We start from the raw sequence: 16,137 nt of genomic DNA, 5'->3' as shown, positions 1-16,137 counted from the left end.
TTTTTAGCGTTTATTTATAAGTTCGATTTTTAAAATAAGTATGCATACATAAAACACTCTCCACTTCCCCAAGTCTTTAAGCAATTTTACTGATTCTATGCTTCAACATCTTATTGGTTCATTTTACAAAACCAAGAAATGTAGAATCAAAACTTTCAACAAGTGTATTTATTTCATAGCTTCATTAAAAATATAGCTCTAACGGTATTCATGCAACTAAGTAACAATTAATAAATTATTTTTGGTTTATAATCTAATTCATACTATAGTCCATTAATAAAAGTTGTTGTATTTCAGCTCAAAAAACGAATAAAGGTGTGCTTATTAAGCTATTAAAAATATTAATTAAAGGCGTACTGTTATTACTATTAGTACTCGTACTGATAGGACTGATACTTCCTCAAAGTTATAGTGTAAATAAAACAATTGAAATCAATGCAAATATTGACGTAGTAAAGCCGCTTGTCACCGACTTTAGTCAATGGCAAAAATGGTCTCCGTGGGAAAAGGTAGACTCCAGCATACGCTTTACTTTAGGCGAACCTAGTTCTGGCTTAGGGGCTCATCAGTCTTGGAAAGGGAAATGGGGTTATGGTGAAATGACCATAACATCGATAAGTCAAAATAAGGTCAGCTTTAACATACTTTTAAATGCTGAACATATTATCAGAGGAACATTTAATTTTAGTGAGCAAAACGGTATTGTTACTTTAATATGTAATATTGAAGGGCAAACAACCGCTCCTTTGATATCTGGCTACACCGCAATATTGAGCGAGTATGTGCTGCGTAATACAGTTTCGCTGGGATTAAATAACCTTCAAACCGTTGCACAACTTAGTGATCCACAAAGGATAATGCAAAGTCATGACAGTCAAAACAGCACAAGCGAGAATTAACCTTGCCAACATCATTGAATCCTTACTTGGCTATCCTATAACTAAAGTAGGAAGTAACGGCGTGCTACCTACTAACGAGCAAAATTACGATATTAAAGGCCAAATTAAACCGCTTTATCATATCAACAGTGAAAACTCTGTTTTAGCTCGCGCCCAAAAGCGCCAAGATTTGCTACTAATAAAACAACAACAAAATATAGAGTCAATTTTAGCAATGGCTATGGGGTTTTGCCCTGATGTAGCAAGTAGTAAACAACCTGATGTAGATTGGGTAGAGCATTTTATAGCGCTGTGTGAAGATACTTCAAATGAGTCAATGCAAACTTTATGGGCTAAAATTTTAACGGGAGAAACGCTTAACCCGGGGACGTTTTCAATTAAAAGCCTACAAACATTAAAGCATATGACACAGCGAGAAGCTGACTCTTTACAAAAATGTGTTTCGCTTTCAGGTTACAACGAAAAAGACGACAGTCACTTTATTTTACTCGGTTTTTATAAAAAACCATCTTTGTTCGATTTACTACGAAAAGGCAATAAAGTATCTCTAAATTTAGGAAAAACAGGCATTAGCTTTCCTGATATTTTAACGCTCATGGATCTTAATTTACTGTATAGAAAAGAGATTGAATCTGCAGTGCTTAAAGCAGGGCAAGAACTTACGCTTTCATTTTTATCGCAAAAAGTAACGTTAAAAGCAAAAAGCAGTGATTTAGTATTGAGCTATTATAAATTTACTCAAACAGGTGATGAGCTATCTAAACTTATTAACTTCCCAGTAAATAAGGTCTATAAGCAACTGATTAATAATGCGTTGGAAGGAGAGTTTGATTTAGCGTGGCACGCTATAAAATAATATGCCACGCTTTGTTCAATTAGAGGAAACTAATTAAAAATGAACCTGAATACCCGCAAATGGGCCAGATGCATCAATATCAGTAGTAATATCATCTACATCATCAAGTTCTAATATCATAGAGCGGTAACCTGCTTTAATAGCAACATCTACCGCTAAATTATCAATAAGTTCATACGCTACACCTACTTGATAATCTTGTACTTTGCTATCGTCAATAGCCAAAAAGCTACCTTCAAAAAATACACTTAAACCAGTAAACGGTAAGCCTGCTTCAGCACGGCCATATGCAAGTGGAACAAAACCAGAGAAGTCTTTGGTTTCGGTAAAGTCAGTGCCACCATTTTGGGTAGTGCCACTTACAACAATATCACCATCAAATTGTTTAACGTTTAAACCTAAGTCAATCGAGATTAAATCGTTATCGAAAATCTCGTAGTAAAAGATGTAATCAATATGCGTTAAATCGCTTACTGTGTTTACAGTAGAACCCACAACATAATCAGAGCCATTAAAGCTAAATGTATCTGCAAGCTGTGCAGAACCATTTAGCTCAAGCTCTGTATACTTTAGTTTAATGTTTGGAACTAGTGGCACTGGGTGCTCAAGTGCCGCGTAGTAACTTACAAAAGTCTCATCCTCAAAATCAAAATCTTGAGATGATTTATCTTTATAAGAAAATTGACCATCGTTATCTGACTTCCACCCATCAACACCTACGTATAAACCTAGTAGAGTGTCAGCTTGCGCTGCGGGTGCTAAACATGCCATTGAAAGGGCTGCTGCTAAACAATACTTTTTCATTTTTTATCCTTGAGCTAATAGCTCGCTAAGTTCGATTAAAGCCGCATTGGCTCTAGAAATATAATTTGCCATAACTAAAGAATGGTTAGCCACATAGCCAAAACCATTCCCGTTTAAAATAAGTGGGCTCCACACTGTTTCTTGGGTTGCCTCAAGCTCACGTATAATTTGCTGAACACTTACACGTGCATTTTTCTTTTCAAGCACATCATTAAAGTCATACTCTATCGCTTGTAAAAAATGCAGTAACGCCCAAGTAGCACCGCGCGATTCGTAAAACACATCGTCAATTTCTAACCACGGTGTTCTAACTTGCTGCTGCAGTGGAGCAAGAGTTGCTTGTTTATTAGATGAATTACCCGCTAAGTCAGTATTCACTTTCTCTTGGCCAACACTCGCACTTAAACGCTGGCTTAAGCTACCCAAACGTTTTTCAGCTTCTTTAAGCCAACTACGTAAGTTATCTGCTCGTGCGTAAAACTGGCTATCGCGTTCATGTTCATTAGCAATTTGTCCACGATATACCATTAAATAATCAATACCTTTTTGGTACTCACCTTCAGCGCTTGGCCACGCCCATGCTTCAGAGCTTATATTAAACTGTGGCTGTGCCTTTTTAAGTGCTTCATGCTCAGTTGATTGTGATTGCGAACGACTAAAATCTTTACGCATAGAAAGCGATAAATCACGCACCATTTCAAGTGCGCCATATTCCCACGCTGGCATATCATCCATAATAATACTTGGCGGTATCACATCATTTGATAAGTAGCCACCTGGTTTATCAAGCAAAGTGCTAGCAACTGTAATAAGCGTTGATGTAGTTACATAACCCGTTACTATTTTTTCATTATGAAGCTGCGCTTGCTCTTTCGCGTTTGCAACAACATCGAAACGTGCAGGCTCTGTGCTCCAATAAACAGCAATTGCGTAAAATATAATAAGCAGTAAAACAACTATTCCTGCTATTTTTCCTTTGTGTTGCGACATGTGTACTCCTAGTGATGAGCGTGTTGAGTAGATGGTTTTGACTGCGTAGCTTGCGCTTCAAGAGACACCACTTGAGCGTTAGTAAACAAGCGATTACCGTCACTAAAATATAGCGTGAGTTTACGTTCTTGCCCTACTTTTAATGGCTCTTGTGGTTCAAATACCATTAAATGATAACCGCCAGGTTGAAAACTGACACTTTCGTGCGCTTTAATTTCAACTGATTCAACTTGTTGCATTTTCATCATGCCGTCTACATGTGAATGCTCGTGTATTTCAACACGGCCTAAGCCATCAATAGTTGCCTTAGTTAAAGTTGCTGCGGCTCCACTGTGATTTATTAGCGTTAAATAACCTACAGTTGAAGTACTGCCAGGTAAAAACTCTCTAATTTGCGCGTTAGTTACTTCGAGTACAGCCACATCAGAACCATGATCGTGCCCTGAGTGCGCCGCCAACGATGACGAAAAAAAACTAAATAGTAATGCAGAAGCCATCGAAAAACATAGTTTCGTCATCATTCTTATCCTTATGAGAACTGTAAATTACAGGCTAAATTTAACATAGTTAACCTATAATAGTCAGTCAAATTAAGGATTAAGAGGCTACTTTTTTGTTATCGGCAACAAGCCAACACAACACTGCAACAAATAGTAACGGCCATGCAATCATTATAGATCCGAATAAAAGCGCTAAAACAGTCCCTACTAATGCCACCACACCCGCACCCACTAATCCCATAGTAATTAAAGCCACTACCGCCACTACAGCAACAATTGCGGCCAAAGCACCTACAAGCTCGAGCCCTGCCCAGCTAATATCAGCAATCCATAACGGCAACTGCCAAGAATCAATCTGCACAAACGCTATTAAATCAGTAAACAGTAATAAATAGATAATTACACATACTGCCAAAGCTTTCATAGTAATTCTCCTTATACCAACCAGCTTATATATGAGGCCTATTTAACGATAAGAAAATTGCGCTATAACTAGGCAGAAATTTTTATATCTAGTGGTTCTAAATAAAAAATTTTTAACAACGTTATAGAGTGATTTAATTCGTTAAATTGTTCAAATATTTATGCCTGTTGGTATTAATACTCTTTATTTTCAAGGCAGCAATGCGCTATAAAATAACCAAGTGCTATTGCAAACGGAAAACTCAAAAATAATAAAATAGTAACTACACGTGTTGCCCATACCGGAAAGTCCAATCGATGAGCTAAACCACTACAAACACCCGATATTTTTTTATTCAGAGTATCTTTATACCAACCTCGTTGACGATTAAAGCTATTCATAATATTCCCCTTAAGCAGTTTGTTTTAAATCGGTTTTTAAACTTGTTTTTAACTGGGCTAACTCAGCATCTATTTTTTCATTTTTAACTAAAGCTTCAATTTGTGAAGCAGTCGTATTTGCAGGGTCAGTTAACTCATATGCTTCTATTTGCGCTTCAATACTTTCTACACGCTGCTCTACTTGATCAAATCGAGATAGTGCATGAGCTACTTTATCGCTTTGTAATTGTGTACTGATTCGCCCTCTAGCAATAACAACATTATGACGCTGCATCAATTGAGCTTGCTTAGTTTTAGCCATAGTCATTTTTTGCTGTAAGCGCTCGCAATCAGCTTTAATTTTTGCGATAGACTCTTGCAAAGTTTCTAATTGCGTTTGCTTATTTACAATGCTTTCGCTAACACGCTGCTTCTCAAGTAAAGCTGACTTAGCAAGGTCATCATTGCCTTTTTTAATCGCATGCTCTGCTTTAGTTTGCCAAGCTGCTAATTCTGTTTTTTTAGTATCAATTTGACGATTAATTATTTTTTCTTCACACAATAAAGCGGCAGCTGTAGTACGACACTCATTTAATGCATCTTGCATGTCGGTAAGCATTAGGTTTAAAAGCTTTTCAGGGTCTTCTGCTTTATCCAGCATGGCGACAATGTTTGATTGAATTACATCATTTACGCGGTTAAATATTCCCATGGTATTCTCCTGTTGATTTTTAATTAATTTCAACAAGGAGAGTCCAAGAGTTGTGCCAAGTTCATCAAAAAAAATAAAGCATTTAAAATCATAGTGATAAATAACAAGCACTCTAGTTTTTAGTGACTTCCAGCTGAACAGCATAGAGTGTAATTGGCCAATAAATCATGCTTTTGACTAATATTTAGGATCAAAAAAGCCACTCGAAAGTGGCTTAAATTTAGAACTTTTAAAGCTTAGCTTTATTCTGGTACAAAGCTTAATGCTTTATCCATTACCGATAAATCAGCTTGCTTACCATGACCACTTTCAGAAAGATGGCGTCTAAAACCTCGTGCACCAGGCTGCCCCTGAAAAATACCGAGCATGTGACGTGCAATATGCCAAAAATTAGCACCCAAACGCATTTCTTCTTCAATGTAGCTGTACATTGAGCGCACTACGTCGTGGCGTGATTGTGTGTTTGCAGCATCACCATAAATTTTCTCATCAACGTCATTGAGCATAAATGGGTTACTGTAAGCTTCACGCCCAATCATTACACCATCAATATGTTGTAGATGTTCTAGGCTCTGCTCAATTGTTTTAACGCCGCCATTTAGGCTTAAGTCTAGCTGCGGATAATCTTTTTTAAGTTGATAAACACGTGGGTAATCAAGCGGTGGGACTTCACGATTTTCTTTTGGGCTTAAACCATTAAGCCATGCTTTACGAGCATGAATAATAAAATCATCACATCCTACTTTATGAGACGCTTCAATAAGCGCACATAAAAACTCATACGAATCTTGCTCATCAATACCAATACGCGTTTTAACAGTTACAGGAATACTTACTTCGTTTTTCATTGCTGCAACACACTCAGCAACTAATTGAGGCTCAGCCATTAAGCATGCGCCAAATCGACCATTTTGAACTCTGTCTGACGGGCAACCTACATTTAAATTTATTTCGTCATAGCCACGCTCACCTGCCAGTTTTGCACATTGCGCAAGCGCTTTAGGATCAGAGCCACCAAGTTGCAGTGCAACTGGGCCTTCGTGTTTATTAAAATGTAAGTAGTCGCCTCGACCAAATAAAATAGCCCCTGTGGTTATCATTTCTGTATAAAGCACAGTATGTTTAGTCATTTTGCGATGAAAAGTACGACAATGGCGATCAGTCCAATCAAGCATTGGTGCCACAGAAAAGCGTCTATCCAAAGTACATTTATTCAAAGCAAACCTCAGGGTATTAAAGTTATTAAGCACAGCTTAAAAGGCGCTGCATTTTACACAAAAGCCTAGCGAGCATCAATGTAAAGAAAACACCTAAAAACCAAAATAATAATCTACACCAATTAAAATAAACCATATGACTCTGCTAAAGCCCATTTACCTGTGAGGTTAAACTTTCAACAGCTATGTTTATTTTTAGGTAAGGCAAAGTCTACGTGATGTGGCTACCCCTATAAATAGGCGATAACGCAGTATAAATACCAAACAGATGTTGCCCTTTGGATTCGCCCTTGGGGCGATTTACCTTTGTAGCCTACATAGGTTTAGATTAGGGACATTAACAGAACACAAAAACTTTGCCCCGTTTTTTAGCGAGCCCACAAGGTTACAAACCTCACGCCGCGATTAATTCCCCTAGATAAAACAAATCTTAAAACTGAATATTTAACAGGCTCAATATATTAACGCGACTATTATTGATTAATTTGTCTGTGCGGCAATAATGAAACTAATACAACTGCAGCAAGACAAGCACATAACCATATTTCATAAAGCGATTATCTACCTTAGGGATATATTTTTTGACGAGCAATAATTCGATTCCATTAACGCCGCTAAGCCAAAAATATAATTTAAACTTTAAATTTATTTAAATTCACTCTTAAATTTGCGATGTATCGGGCAATACTTTCATTCGCTTCTGATGTATTTTTTGCACCTGTAGACGTTTCTATTGCAATGTTAGTAATATTAATCAGGTTTTGATTTATTTCACTTACAACAGCAGATTGCTCTTCTGCTGCGGTAGCAATCTGTAAGTTTAAGTCTGTAATTTCATTAACAGCGATGGCTGAGTTGGCAAATATTTCTGACGTTTGAGTACTTTTTTGCAGGCACTCGTCAGCACTATTAATGCCTTTATTCATACTAATAACCGCATTTTTAGCTTCGCTTTGTAAGCGAGTAACCAGTCCTTGTATATCAATGGTTGAAACCTGCGTTCGTTGAGCAAGCGCTCTCACTTCATCCGCAACTACTGCAAAGCCTCTACCAGTATCACCAGCGCGTGCAGCTTCTATAGCCGCATTTAAAGCAAGTAAGTTAGTCTGTTCGGCAATGCTTTGTATTGTGTCTAAAACACTACCAATGCTGTTCGTTTCAGTAACAAGGCACTCTATTACAGTGCTTGCTTCATCTATTTCTTGAGCTAAACGCTGAATAACAACTTTTGCTTGTGAAGCTTCTAATTTCCCCTTTGATACACGCTCTTTAACTGCTTCAGTTACGTCCGATGCATTTTGGGTATTACTAGCAACCTCTTGGGTAGTACAATTCATTTCCTCTACAGCGGTTGAAACCATTTCTGTCTCAGCTCTTTGCATTTCAACATTAACGACTGTTTCTTGCATTACAGTTACAGCAAACTTTGATGATTCATCTAATTGGGAGAGGTGTATATTAGCCTCGTTTATTGTTTCTCTTAGCATTAGTAAAAATTTATTAAATGCTCTCGCTGTATCTCCAGTTTCATCACCAGCGCTCTCGTCAAGTTTTAAAGTTAAATCACCATCGCCATCAGCTATTTCAATCAATCTATTTTTTAGCTTATTCACTGGTAAAGCAATTGCTCGACTGATCAAATATGATAAAGCAACGCCAACAATGACGGAGAATATAAATATATAAAGAATAAAATGAATACCTTGTTTTTCATCATTTTCAGCTTGGAGCGCTGAATTTAAGGTAAATTTTTGGATCTGGGACAGTAAAGCTATAAGCTTTTTATCGAATTTATCTTCCGCAACCTCTATTGATTTTACTTTATTACTCACACTAGAAACGGTCTGCGTTTTAGTCATCTCAATAACATCACTAATACTCACAGCAATACTTTGATACTCTTTATTTAAAAGCTTTAAATCGCTCGCGAGAGACTTAAAACTCAATTTCGCTTTTTCACTATGCAATTTATCAATTGAGTCAGTGACAAATTTTTCTGACTTATCAAATTCACTCTTAATTTTCTGTGTTAATGAAGTGAGTTTTTGCTCAATTTCTGCATTGTCACCCTCTGGATTTAAACTTACCTGTAATAAAGCTCGCTGAAATAATATTGTCTGTTCTAATTTATGCTCAGACATTTTAGAAAGCATATTGCTAAGCGGTATATCTCGCTCAGCTATATCAACTAGCTCTATACCAATTTTATTCATTTGTATTAAAGATATAACTCCGATCACAAACATTAGTAGTATTTGTGATACCCCTAGAAGGTATATTTTACTTGTAATAGACAATTTATTTAACATTTCAGACCTCTTAATAATTTAGGTTTAACCTAACTCTACAGTTACAAGTCAACACATTAAAAAGGTCTGGTAATAGCTAAACCCACAACAATTGCTTCTTCATTATCAATAAAATCAACAGCTATAGTGGGTGCAATTCCAAAATCTCCTATATGAAAATCATAAGCAGAACTTATGCGGTATAAATTTTCATTATGAGGGTGAGCTCCGCCAATTCTCTCCTCACCATAGCCCACACCTAAACGTATACTTTTGGTTGGATGATAATAAAGCGAAGCCAAAGCTACAGCAGTACCATCGCCATGATGAGCATCGTTTGTACGCTCAAATATCACCCCAGCGCCCCAACCTTGAGTAAACTTATATTCATATTCAACACCAAACGTAAACTCAGTCTCACTATCAAAATGTGTAGTACCAATAAAAAAACCAGGAATATGCTTTACCTCATCACTGGCTTGAGCAATTGGAGCTAAAAAAGTTAATAAACATACCGTGAGCTTTACAGTTTTATTTTTCATAATTTTCTCTTTTAAATAAGGAAACAAAAAAACTCCCACACTACATCACCGTCAGTATTCCTTATAACAAAGCTAAAATGTAATAACTAAATAAACTGTTAAAAAAAATTTATTTCATATGTGGGGCAATATCACTAGTAAATATAGGAAGGGTTGCTTACTTAGTAAAATTTTTTATGAAATCATTCAAGACTATAAATGACGCAGTTTTATTTATATGAAACATGCTTATTTTTGCTGGGTGGGGTAACTCTTATCACTAATCACGATAGCAACATAGATTGAGGGCTATATTAATACCTATTCTCTGTACAGCACTCTATAGAAAGAAGTAAGGGAACACTTAAAAAACGTTGAGAGGAAGCTACGAAGATATTAAGTCGTCATTAGATCATAATGATCGCCAAAAACCCAGAACAGCAATATAGCGTAACGCCTTGCACCTCTAAGTAGGGACTACTTTTAATTAAATACCTGCAAGCCAAAATAATGGGCTATGCCATTTAAAATATTGGTAATCGCAACCGAGCTTAAAATAAGCCCCATAATTCTACTTATTATACTTGCACCACTATCACCAATTAATTTATGTACATGCGTTGCAAGCAGTAACAAAACCAGTACAACCGCTAATACAGCAAGCATCATTGAAGACGTTAGTAATTGCTCAACCCAGGTATATTCTTCATTACGAGTCATTAATACGGCGCCTAACATAGCGCCAGGGCTCGCGATAGACGGAATCGCAAGCGGAAAAATAGCGGTTTCAGTGCTGTCGCGTACACTTTTAATTTCGGCTTCAGGTTTACTTTCACCAAATATCATTGAAAGCGCAAAAATAAGTAATATGATACCGCCGGCTATTTGAAAAGCCGAAAGTGGAATTTCAATTGCGTTAAGTAATTGCTCACCTGCGAGTACAAAAAATAAGAGCACTAATGCAGATACGCCTACCGCTTTAAATATAACTTTACGTTTAAATTTCTCATCATCACCACGTGTGACTGCAATAAATACAGGTACAGTGCCAATGGGGTCAATAACCGCAAAAAAGAAAATAAATATAGCCAATAGTTCGTGCATTACTGGGTTTCCTAGGTAAAAAGCGCTTAATAAAAACGCTGCAACTACAACACAGTATGTTAGTATATCACGGTAGCATAAGGATAAGAGTAATGATGAATATAGAATCACTCGTAAGTAAAGCAAAACAAGTTTGTGACAACCGTGGTGCGCGTTTTACGCCTATCCGCGAGAAAGTATTTCGTCTATTAGCCAGTGCACAAGGTGGTGTTGGTGCATACGATTTGCTTGAGCAATTAAAAGTAACTGAAACAGGTGCTAAACCTGCAACTATTTATCGTGCATTAGACTTTTTAGCTGAACTAGGTTTTATTCATAAAATTGAAAGCACAAATGCATTTATGCTGTGCCATCATTTTGATCATATTCACCCGGTACAATTATTAATTTGCGATACATGTGGCTTTGTTAAAGAATTACACTCGAGTGTAATTTCGCATGAGCTTAATAATCTAGCTGCCGAAGGTGGCTTTGTCGTATCAGGGCAAACAATAGAAGCACATGGTAAATGTGAATCTTGCAGAGCATCATAATCCTTCAAAGTTATCCTTAGTGACTATACTCAAACTATATAGTCATTTCACAGAACAAATTTAAGAGTAGCCACTATGAATGTAGAATTCATCAATCCTTTTTTATCTTCTTTAATTAATGTTTTAAGCACTATGGCTCAAACTCAATTGAAGCCGGGTAAACCTCGCATTAAAACTGATGAGATAGCCTGTGGTGATGTATCAGGTTTGATTGGTATGGTTGGCCCGCAAACGCGAGGATCATTTTCAATTACATTTGATGAAGGATTAGCATTAACCATCATGGAGCGTATGCTTGGCGAACGCCCTGATATCATAGATGAAGAAGTTACCGATATGGTTGGCGAAATAACCAACATGGTAACTGGTGGTGCTAAAAATTTACTTGGCGAGAAAGGCTTCGACTTTGATATGGCAACGCCTATTGTGGTATCGGGTAAAGGTCATACAATTACTCATAAAAGCCAAGGTAAAAAGATCATCATGCCATTTAGCTGTGACGCAGGTAATGCAAACATTGAAGTTAGCTTCGATAAACTATGAGTTGGCAGCAAAAGCAAATTACATTAAAACCTCGCCTGCGAGGTTTTCATATAATTGATGGCGAAATATTATCTCAACTTCCTGAACTGGCGAGTTACAAAATAGGCTTGTTACATTTATTTATTCAGCATACCTCAGCGAGCCTTACAATAAACGAAAATGCAGATCCCACTGTTCGTATGGACATGGAAAGCCATTTCAATAAATTCGTTCCTGAGCGTCAACCTTACTACCGCCACGATTATGAAGGTGATGACGACATGCCCGCGCATATTAAAACCAGTACGTTAGGCTGCGAGCTAAGTATTCCTATTTCAAATGGTTATTTAGCGTTAGGTACATGGCAAGGCATTTATTTAGGTGAACATCGTAACTCAGGCGGAGCTAGACGTATTATAGCAACTATTCAGGGGGAGCTATTTTAACAAAAGCTTCAGGTTTCAAAGTATTAGCTCTTCTGTACCTCACTCATACCTCATAACTTCAAAGTACGACACCTTTCTTGTGGCGCTGAGCTCGCGCGAAGCGATAGCTTCTAACAACCAAAACTTCAATGCTGAATATTGCACATAGAATAAAGTAGATAAGAGAGATTTTAAATTATAATTTTATTTATGATTTTTAATATAGAAAATTTTGAAAGGATATAAAAAGATTGGAGCGGTACACGAGGCTCGAACTCGTGACCTCGACCTTGGCAAGGTCGCGCTCTACCAACTGAGCTAGTACCGCATTTTTACTTCTTTAGTTATTTACGTTGGTGCGCGACAGGTCGCGTTCAACATTCTAGCAACTGAGCTAGTACCGCATTTTTACTTCTTTAGTTATTTACGTTGGTGCGCGACAGGTCGCGTTCAACATTCTAGCAACTGAGCTAGTACCGCATTATATTTTCATTCAACACTACAATTTCTTTTGGTTAGAAATTGGAGCGGTACACGAGGCTCGAACTCGTGACCTCGACCTTGGCAAGGTCGCGCTCTACCAACTGAGCTAGTACCGCATTTTTTATTTCTTCAGTTATTTTACGTTGGTGCGCGACGGGTCGCGTTCAACATTCTAGCAACTGAGCTAGTACCGCATTTTTTATTTCTTCAGTTATTTTACGTTGGTGCGCGACGGGTCGCGTTCAACATTCTAGCAACTGAGCTAGTACCGCATTTTTTATTTCTTCAGTTATTTTACGTTGGTGCGCGACGGGTCGCGTTCAACATTCTAGCAACTGAGCTAGTACCGCATTTTTACTTCTTCAGTCATTTTACGTTGGTGCGCGACAGGTCGCGTTCAACATTCTAGCAACTGAGCTAGTACCGCACTATATTTTCATCCAACACTACAATTTCTTTTGGTTAGAAATTGGAGCGGTACACGAGGCTCGAACTCGTGACCTCGACCTTGGCAAGGTCGCGCTCTACCAACTGAGCTAGTACCGCATTTTTTATTTCTTCAGTTATTTTACGCTTAAGCGCGACAGGTCGCGTTCAACATTCTAGCAACTGAGCTAGTACCGCATTTATTGATGGTAATTCAATCACTCAAATACACTAACCCCGCGTGGGTTATCGTCTTGAGCGGGGCAGGATTCTACAATAATACAGTCTGTTTGCAAGTGTTTTTTACAAATTAAAGAAATTTTCTCTATAGACTTTTAATTCCATAATCGAATCTTTAATGTCATCCAAAGCAAGGTGTGAGCCTTTTTTGTTCACTTTTGCAAGCACTTCTGGTTTCCAGCGACGTGCTAATTCTTTAATAGTACTCACATCAAGATTTCTGTAATGAAAGAAGTCTTCAAGCTCGCGCATATATTTATTCATAAAGCGGCGGTCTTGACCAATTGAATTACCACACATTGGCGAAGTGCCTGCTGGTACCCACTGCTTTAAAAACGCTAAAGTTTGCTCTACAGCATAGGCTTCATCAAAGGTACTTGCTTTGCAGCGAGCTGTTAAACCCGACTTACCATGTTGAGTAGTACACCACTCGTCCATGCCATTTAGTAATTCATCACTTTGATGAATAGCTATAGTTGGCCCTTCGGCTAATATATTCAGGTCTGCGTCAGTGACAACCGTCGCAATTTCGAGTATTTTATCGGTCTCTGGTTCGAGCCCTGTCATTTCAAGATCGAGCCAAATTAAATTTGATTTATTAATAGTCATAATTACCTAAGCGGTGCTTTCCTTTAGATCCAACGCATTTCGATATATCATATTAGCATCAACCGTCGAGCTAAAGCTTTTTTTAGGAAAAGCGACATTTAACTAAGGTTATAGGCCTCCAGTGGCAAAACAAAAAAAATTAAGTAAAGGCCAATCGCGTCAGATCAAGGCCAATCACCAAAAGCGCATTAATAGCGCAGACTCAAGACCGGCTAAAAAAGGGGCGCAAGAATGGCAAACCGATAACTTAGGTCAGGTCGAGAGCGCAATTGTGATCAGTCGTTTTGGCCAACACGCCGATGTCGAAACACAAAATGGCGATGTACTTCGCTGTAATATACGCCGTACTGTGTCTAATTTAGTATGTGGTGATGAAGTATTATTTCGCCGTGCCAAAGTAAGTGAGGGTGATTTAGCCGGTGTAATTGAAGCCACGCAAGAGCGTCGCTCGCAACTTACCCGCCCTGACTTTTACGACGGTGTTAAAGTTATTGCAGCCAACATTGACCAAATACTCATGGTATCGGCTGTATTACCCGAGTTTACACCCAGTATTATCGACCGTTATTTAATAGCCTGTGAAGATATGGGCATTGAGCCAATTTTAGTGCTCAATAAAACCGATTTAATTGACGAAGCAGGCCTTAACGAAATACAAAAAGTTCTCGATATCTATCGTAAACTTGATTACCAAGTACTCCTTGTTAGTAATATATCAGGCGATGGTATTGATAAATTAAAAGAAGTACTTGTTGATAAAAATAATATTTTTGTTGGCCAAAGTGGTGTGGGTAAATCAACCCTCGTTAATACTGTTTTGCCAAATGCTGAAATATTAACTAAAGAAGTATCTGAAAACAGTGGCCTTGGCCAACACACAACAACTGTTTCACGCCTTCACCATTTACCAAGCGGCGGTAACTTAATCGACTCACCAGGAATTCGTGAATTTGGTTTATGGCATTTAGATGTTGATCGTGTAACGTGGTGTTTTAAAGAGTTTAGAGAATTTATAGGCGGATGTCGCTTTAGAGACTGTAAACACTTGAACGATCCGGGTTGTATCGTTAAAGAAGCTGTAGCTGATGGCAAAATTTCGCAATTGCGCTTTGACAGCTACCACCGAATTTTAGAAACAATGGCTGATGGTCGTGCCGGTTCTCGCGCACCTCGCGTATAATTTAGGAAAAAACTGTGAGTTTAGACAAATTTAAAATCGCAATGCAGTATGCAATGCCAAAACATTTTATTTCGCGCGTAGTCGGTAAATTAGCTGCTGCTAAAGCGGGCGCTTTAACAACCACGTTAATTAAACTATTTATTAAACAATACAAAATAGACATGAGCGAAGCACAATATTCAGACCCTGCTCATTACAAAAGCTTTAATGAATTTTTTACCCGTCCTTTAAAAGACGGCGTGCGTCCAATGGTAGAAGATAGTGACATTATTATTCATCCAGTGGATGGCGCAATCAGCCAGCTAGGGGATATTGTTGACGGACAGCTAATACAAGCTAAAGGTCACGATTACAGCTTACAAGCGCTACTAGGCGGCTCACAAGATGATACTACACCATTTTTAGGCGGTAAGTTTGCGACTATTTATTTAGCGCCAAAAGACTATCACCGTATCCATATGCCAATTGATGGCACCTTAAGTAAAATGATATACGTACCAGGTGATTTATTTTCAGTAAATCCGCTTACAGCGCAAAATGTGCCTAACTTATTTGCACGTAACGAACGCGTAGTCGCAATTTTTGAAACTGAAATTGGTCCGCTTGCTATGGTACTTGTTGGCGCAACAATAGTGGCAAGTATCGAAACTATTTGGGCCGGAACAGTAACACCACCAGCAGGTAGCGATGTATTTAGTTGGAAATACCCAACCACAGGCGATAACGCCATCACACTAAAAAAGGGTGAAGAAATGGGTCGCTTTAAATTAGGCTCTACTGTGGTACTTGCATGGGGTGCTGATAAAGCTGAAATACTAGATGACCAACTACCAGAAGTGGTAACTCGCTTAGGTACTGCGTTTGCAAAAATTAACGACTAGAATCAATCGTTAATTCGAAATTAAAAAAACCGCGTTTAATTAACGCGGTTTTTTATTTTTGAAGGGGTAAAGCCTTCACACGCGTAAAGCGCAGCTTTCTCTAACCTCTTTATGAATAAATCACTTAAAACCTTATTGCACAAAAAGAAGTAAAAGAGGAGTAA

At 38.0% G+C, this 16,137-nt stretch carries 18 protein-coding genes and 3 tRNA genes; 7 read left to right on the top strand and 14 right to left on the bottom strand.

Going from position 1 to position 16,137, the window contains the following annotated elements:
• The first annotated feature begins 317 nt into the window (after nucleotides 1-317).
• Together I6F66_RS03830 and I6F66_RS03825 are read left to right on the top strand one after the other, a co-directional pair.
• Nucleotides 318-899, top strand: a complete 582-nt coding sequence (locus I6F66_RS03830; protein WP_197208796.1) for an SRPBCC family protein — start codon at nucleotides 318-320, stop codon at nucleotides 897-899.
• A complete protein-coding gene (locus I6F66_RS03825) occupies nucleotides 868-1,755 on the top strand; it encodes a TIGR03899 family protein (protein ID WP_197208795.1) in 888 nt (295 codons plus the stop codon). Before I6F66_RS03830 ends, I6F66_RS03825 begins: the two co-directional genes overlap by 32 nt.
• A gap of 33 nt (nucleotides 1,756-1,788) precedes the next feature.
• Here I6F66_RS03825 and I6F66_RS03820 read toward each other — a convergent pair whose 3' ends face one another.
• The 10 genes from I6F66_RS03820 to I6F66_RS03775 form a co-directional block, all read right to left on the bottom strand.
• Complete coding sequence (locus I6F66_RS03820) at nucleotides 1,789-2,559, bottom strand: TIGR04219 family outer membrane beta-barrel protein (RefSeq protein WP_197208794.1); 771 nt, start codon at nucleotides 2,557-2,559, stop codon at nucleotides 1,789-1,791.
• A gap of 3 nt (nucleotides 2,560-2,562) precedes the next feature.
• On the bottom strand, nucleotides 2,563-3,549 hold the full coding sequence (locus tag I6F66_RS03815; protein ID WP_166419381.1) for a DUF2333 family protein: 987 nt from the start codon (nucleotides 3,547-3,549) through the stop codon (nucleotides 2,563-2,565).
• Between the two features lie 8 nt (nucleotides 3,550-3,557).
• Nucleotides 3,558-4,070: a copper chaperone PCu(A)C gene (locus I6F66_RS03810; protein WP_197208793.1), complete on the bottom strand. Its 513-nt coding sequence runs from the start codon at nucleotides 4,068-4,070 to the stop codon at nucleotides 3,558-3,560.
• A gap of 76 nt (nucleotides 4,071-4,146) precedes the next feature.
• Entirely contained in the window at nucleotides 4,147-4,473 is a 327-nt protein-coding gene (locus I6F66_RS03805) for a hypothetical protein (RefSeq protein ID WP_197208792.1), read from the bottom strand.
• A gap of 173 nt (nucleotides 4,474-4,646) precedes the next feature.
• Nucleotides 4,647-4,853 (bottom strand): PspC domain-containing protein, encoded by a 207-nt coding sequence (locus I6F66_RS03800; RefSeq protein WP_008172691.1) that lies wholly within the window; start codon nucleotides 4,851-4,853, stop codon nucleotides 4,647-4,649.
• Nucleotides 4,854-4,863: 10 nt separating this feature from the next.
• Nucleotides 4,864-5,544, bottom strand: coding sequence for a PspA/IM30 family protein (locus I6F66_RS03795; protein ID WP_197208791.1), 681 nt, complete (start codon nucleotides 5,542-5,544; stop codon nucleotides 4,864-4,866).
• A 242-nt stretch (nucleotides 5,545-5,786) separates the two neighbouring features.
• Nucleotides 5,787-6,719 carry a tRNA dihydrouridine(20/20a) synthase DusA gene (dusA, locus tag I6F66_RS03790; RefSeq protein WP_024607445.1) on the bottom strand — a complete coding sequence of 311 codons (933 nt, stop codon included), beginning with the start codon at nucleotides 6,717-6,719 and terminating at the stop codon, nucleotides 5,787-5,789.
• Between the two features lie 674 nt (nucleotides 6,720-7,393).
• Nucleotides 7,394-9,070 carry a methyl-accepting chemotaxis protein gene (locus tag I6F66_RS03785; RefSeq protein WP_231609594.1) on the bottom strand — a complete coding sequence of 559 codons (1,677 nt, stop codon included), beginning with the start codon at nucleotides 9,068-9,070 and terminating at the stop codon, nucleotides 7,394-7,396.
• 56 nt (nucleotides 9,071-9,126) lie between these two features.
• Nucleotides 9,127-9,591 carry a hypothetical protein gene (locus I6F66_RS03780; RefSeq protein ID WP_165729211.1) on the bottom strand — a complete coding sequence of 155 codons (465 nt, stop codon included), beginning with the start codon at nucleotides 9,589-9,591 and terminating at the stop codon, nucleotides 9,127-9,129.
• A gap of 462 nt (nucleotides 9,592-10,053) precedes the next feature.
• Complete coding sequence (locus tag I6F66_RS03775; RefSeq protein ID WP_165729212.1) at nucleotides 10,054-10,674, bottom strand: MarC family protein; 621 nt, start codon at nucleotides 10,672-10,674, stop codon at nucleotides 10,054-10,056.
• 95 nt (nucleotides 10,675-10,769) lie between these two features.
• Between I6F66_RS03775 and I6F66_RS03770 the strand changes: the two genes are divergently transcribed.
• The 3 genes from I6F66_RS03770 to I6F66_RS03760 all read left to right on the top strand — a co-directional run bounded on the left by I6F66_RS03770 (nucleotide 10,770) and on the right by I6F66_RS03760 (nucleotide 12,175).
• Nucleotides 10,770-11,207 (top strand): transcriptional repressor, encoded by a 438-nt coding sequence (locus I6F66_RS03770; RefSeq protein WP_007580267.1) that lies wholly within the window; start codon nucleotides 10,770-10,772, stop codon nucleotides 11,205-11,207.
• Nucleotides 11,208-11,282: 75 nt separating this feature from the next.
• Nucleotides 11,283-11,750, top strand: a complete 468-nt coding sequence (locus tag I6F66_RS03765; RefSeq protein ID WP_197208790.1) for a chemotaxis protein CheX — start codon at nucleotides 11,283-11,285, stop codon at nucleotides 11,748-11,750.
• Entirely contained in the window at nucleotides 11,747-12,175 is a 429-nt protein-coding gene (locus tag I6F66_RS03760) for a secondary thiamine-phosphate synthase enzyme YjbQ (RefSeq protein WP_165721147.1), read from the top strand. Before I6F66_RS03765 ends, I6F66_RS03760 begins: the two co-directional genes overlap by 4 nt.
• A 231-nt stretch (nucleotides 12,176-12,406) precedes the next feature.
• On the opposite strand, the gene I6F66_RS03755 is transcribed toward I6F66_RS03760, so the two are convergent.
• From I6F66_RS03755 to orn, 4 genes are all read right to left on the bottom strand, one after another.
• A tRNA-Gly gene (locus tag I6F66_RS03755) sits at nucleotides 12,407-12,482 on the bottom strand.
• Between the two features lie 195 nt (nucleotides 12,483-12,677).
• Nucleotides 12,678-12,753: transfer RNA gene (locus tag I6F66_RS03750), tRNA-Gly, on the bottom strand.
• Between the two features lie 354 nt (nucleotides 12,754-13,107).
• Nucleotides 13,108-13,183: transfer RNA gene (locus I6F66_RS03745), tRNA-Gly, on the bottom strand.
• A 183-nt stretch (nucleotides 13,184-13,366) separates the two neighbouring features.
• Nucleotides 13,367-13,912: an oligoribonuclease gene (gene orn, locus I6F66_RS03740; RefSeq protein WP_007585019.1), complete on the bottom strand. Its 546-nt coding sequence runs from the start codon at nucleotides 13,910-13,912 to the stop codon at nucleotides 13,367-13,369.
• A 121-nt stretch (nucleotides 13,913-14,033) separates the two neighbouring features.
• Between orn and rsgA the strand changes: the two genes are divergently transcribed.
• Both rsgA and asd read left to right on the top strand, forming a co-directional pair.
• Complete coding sequence (rsgA, locus tag I6F66_RS03735; RefSeq protein ID WP_197208789.1) at nucleotides 14,034-15,092, top strand: small ribosomal subunit biogenesis GTPase RsgA; 1,059 nt, start codon at nucleotides 14,034-14,036, stop codon at nucleotides 15,090-15,092.
• Between the two features lie 14 nt (nucleotides 15,093-15,106).
• Nucleotides 15,107-15,973, top strand: coding sequence for an archaetidylserine decarboxylase (gene asd / locus I6F66_RS03730; RefSeq protein WP_197118542.1), 867 nt, complete (start codon nucleotides 15,107-15,109; stop codon nucleotides 15,971-15,973).
• Nucleotides 15,974-16,137 lie beyond the last annotated feature (164 nt).

It is taken from the genome of Pseudoalteromonas sp. NZS100_1 (assembly GCF_015864285.1).
Taxonomy (GTDB): domain Bacteria; phylum Pseudomonadota; class Gammaproteobacteria; order Enterobacterales; family Alteromonadaceae; genus Pseudoalteromonas; species Pseudoalteromonas arctica.
The sequence above is the reverse complement of the archived record's forward strand: the minus strand, read 5'-3'. Positions and strand labels throughout refer to the sequence as shown.

Coding starts and splice junctions, on each gene's coding strand:
- I6F66_RS03825 (WP_197208795.1), top strand. CDS start 868: ATGACAGTCAAAACAGCACAAGCGAGAATTAACCTTGCCAACATCATT.
- I6F66_RS03820 (WP_197208794.1), bottom strand. CDS start 2,559: ATGAAAAAGTATTGTTTAGCAGCAGCCCTTTCAATGGCATGTTTAGCA.
- I6F66_RS03815 (WP_166419381.1), bottom strand. CDS start 3,549: ATGTCGCAACACAAAGGAAAAATAGCAGGAATAGTTGTTTTACTGCTT.
- I6F66_RS03810 (WP_197208793.1), bottom strand. CDS start 4,070: ATGATGACGAAACTATGTTTTTCGATGGCTTCTGCATTACTATTTAGT.
- I6F66_RS03805 (WP_197208792.1), bottom strand. CDS start 4,473: ATGAAAGCTTTGGCAGTATGTGTAATTATCTATTTATTACTGTTTACT.
- I6F66_RS03800 (WP_008172691.1), bottom strand. CDS start 4,853: ATGAATAGCTTTAATCGTCAACGAGGTTGGTATAAAGATACTCTGAAT.
- I6F66_RS03795 (WP_197208791.1), bottom strand. CDS start 5,544: ATGGGAATATTTAACCGCGTAAATGATGTAATTCAATCAAACATTGTC.
- dusA (WP_024607445.1), bottom strand. CDS start 6,719: ATGCTTGATTGGACTGATCGCCATTGTCGTACTTTTCATCGCAAAATG.
- I6F66_RS03785 (WP_231609594.1), bottom strand. CDS start 9,070: ATGTTAAATAAATTGTCTATTACAAGTAAAATATACCTTCTAGGGGTA.
- I6F66_RS03780 (WP_165729211.1), bottom strand. CDS start 9,591: ATGAAAAATAAAACTGTAAAGCTCACGGTATGTTTATTAACTTTTTTA.
- I6F66_RS03775 (WP_165729212.1), bottom strand. CDS start 10,674: ATGCACGAACTATTGGCTATATTTATTTTCTTTTTTGCGGTTATTGAC.
- I6F66_RS03770 (WP_007580267.1), top strand. CDS start 10,770: ATGAATATAGAATCACTCGTAAGTAAAGCAAAACAAGTTTGTGACAAC.
- I6F66_RS03765 (WP_197208790.1), top strand. CDS start 11,283: ATGAATGTAGAATTCATCAATCCTTTTTTATCTTCTTTAATTAATGTT.
- I6F66_RS03760 (WP_165721147.1), top strand. CDS start 11,747: ATGAGTTGGCAGCAAAAGCAAATTACATTAAAACCTCGCCTGCGAGGT.
- orn (WP_007585019.1), bottom strand. CDS start 13,912: ATGACTATTAATAAATCAAATTTAATTTGGCTCGATCTTGAAATGACA.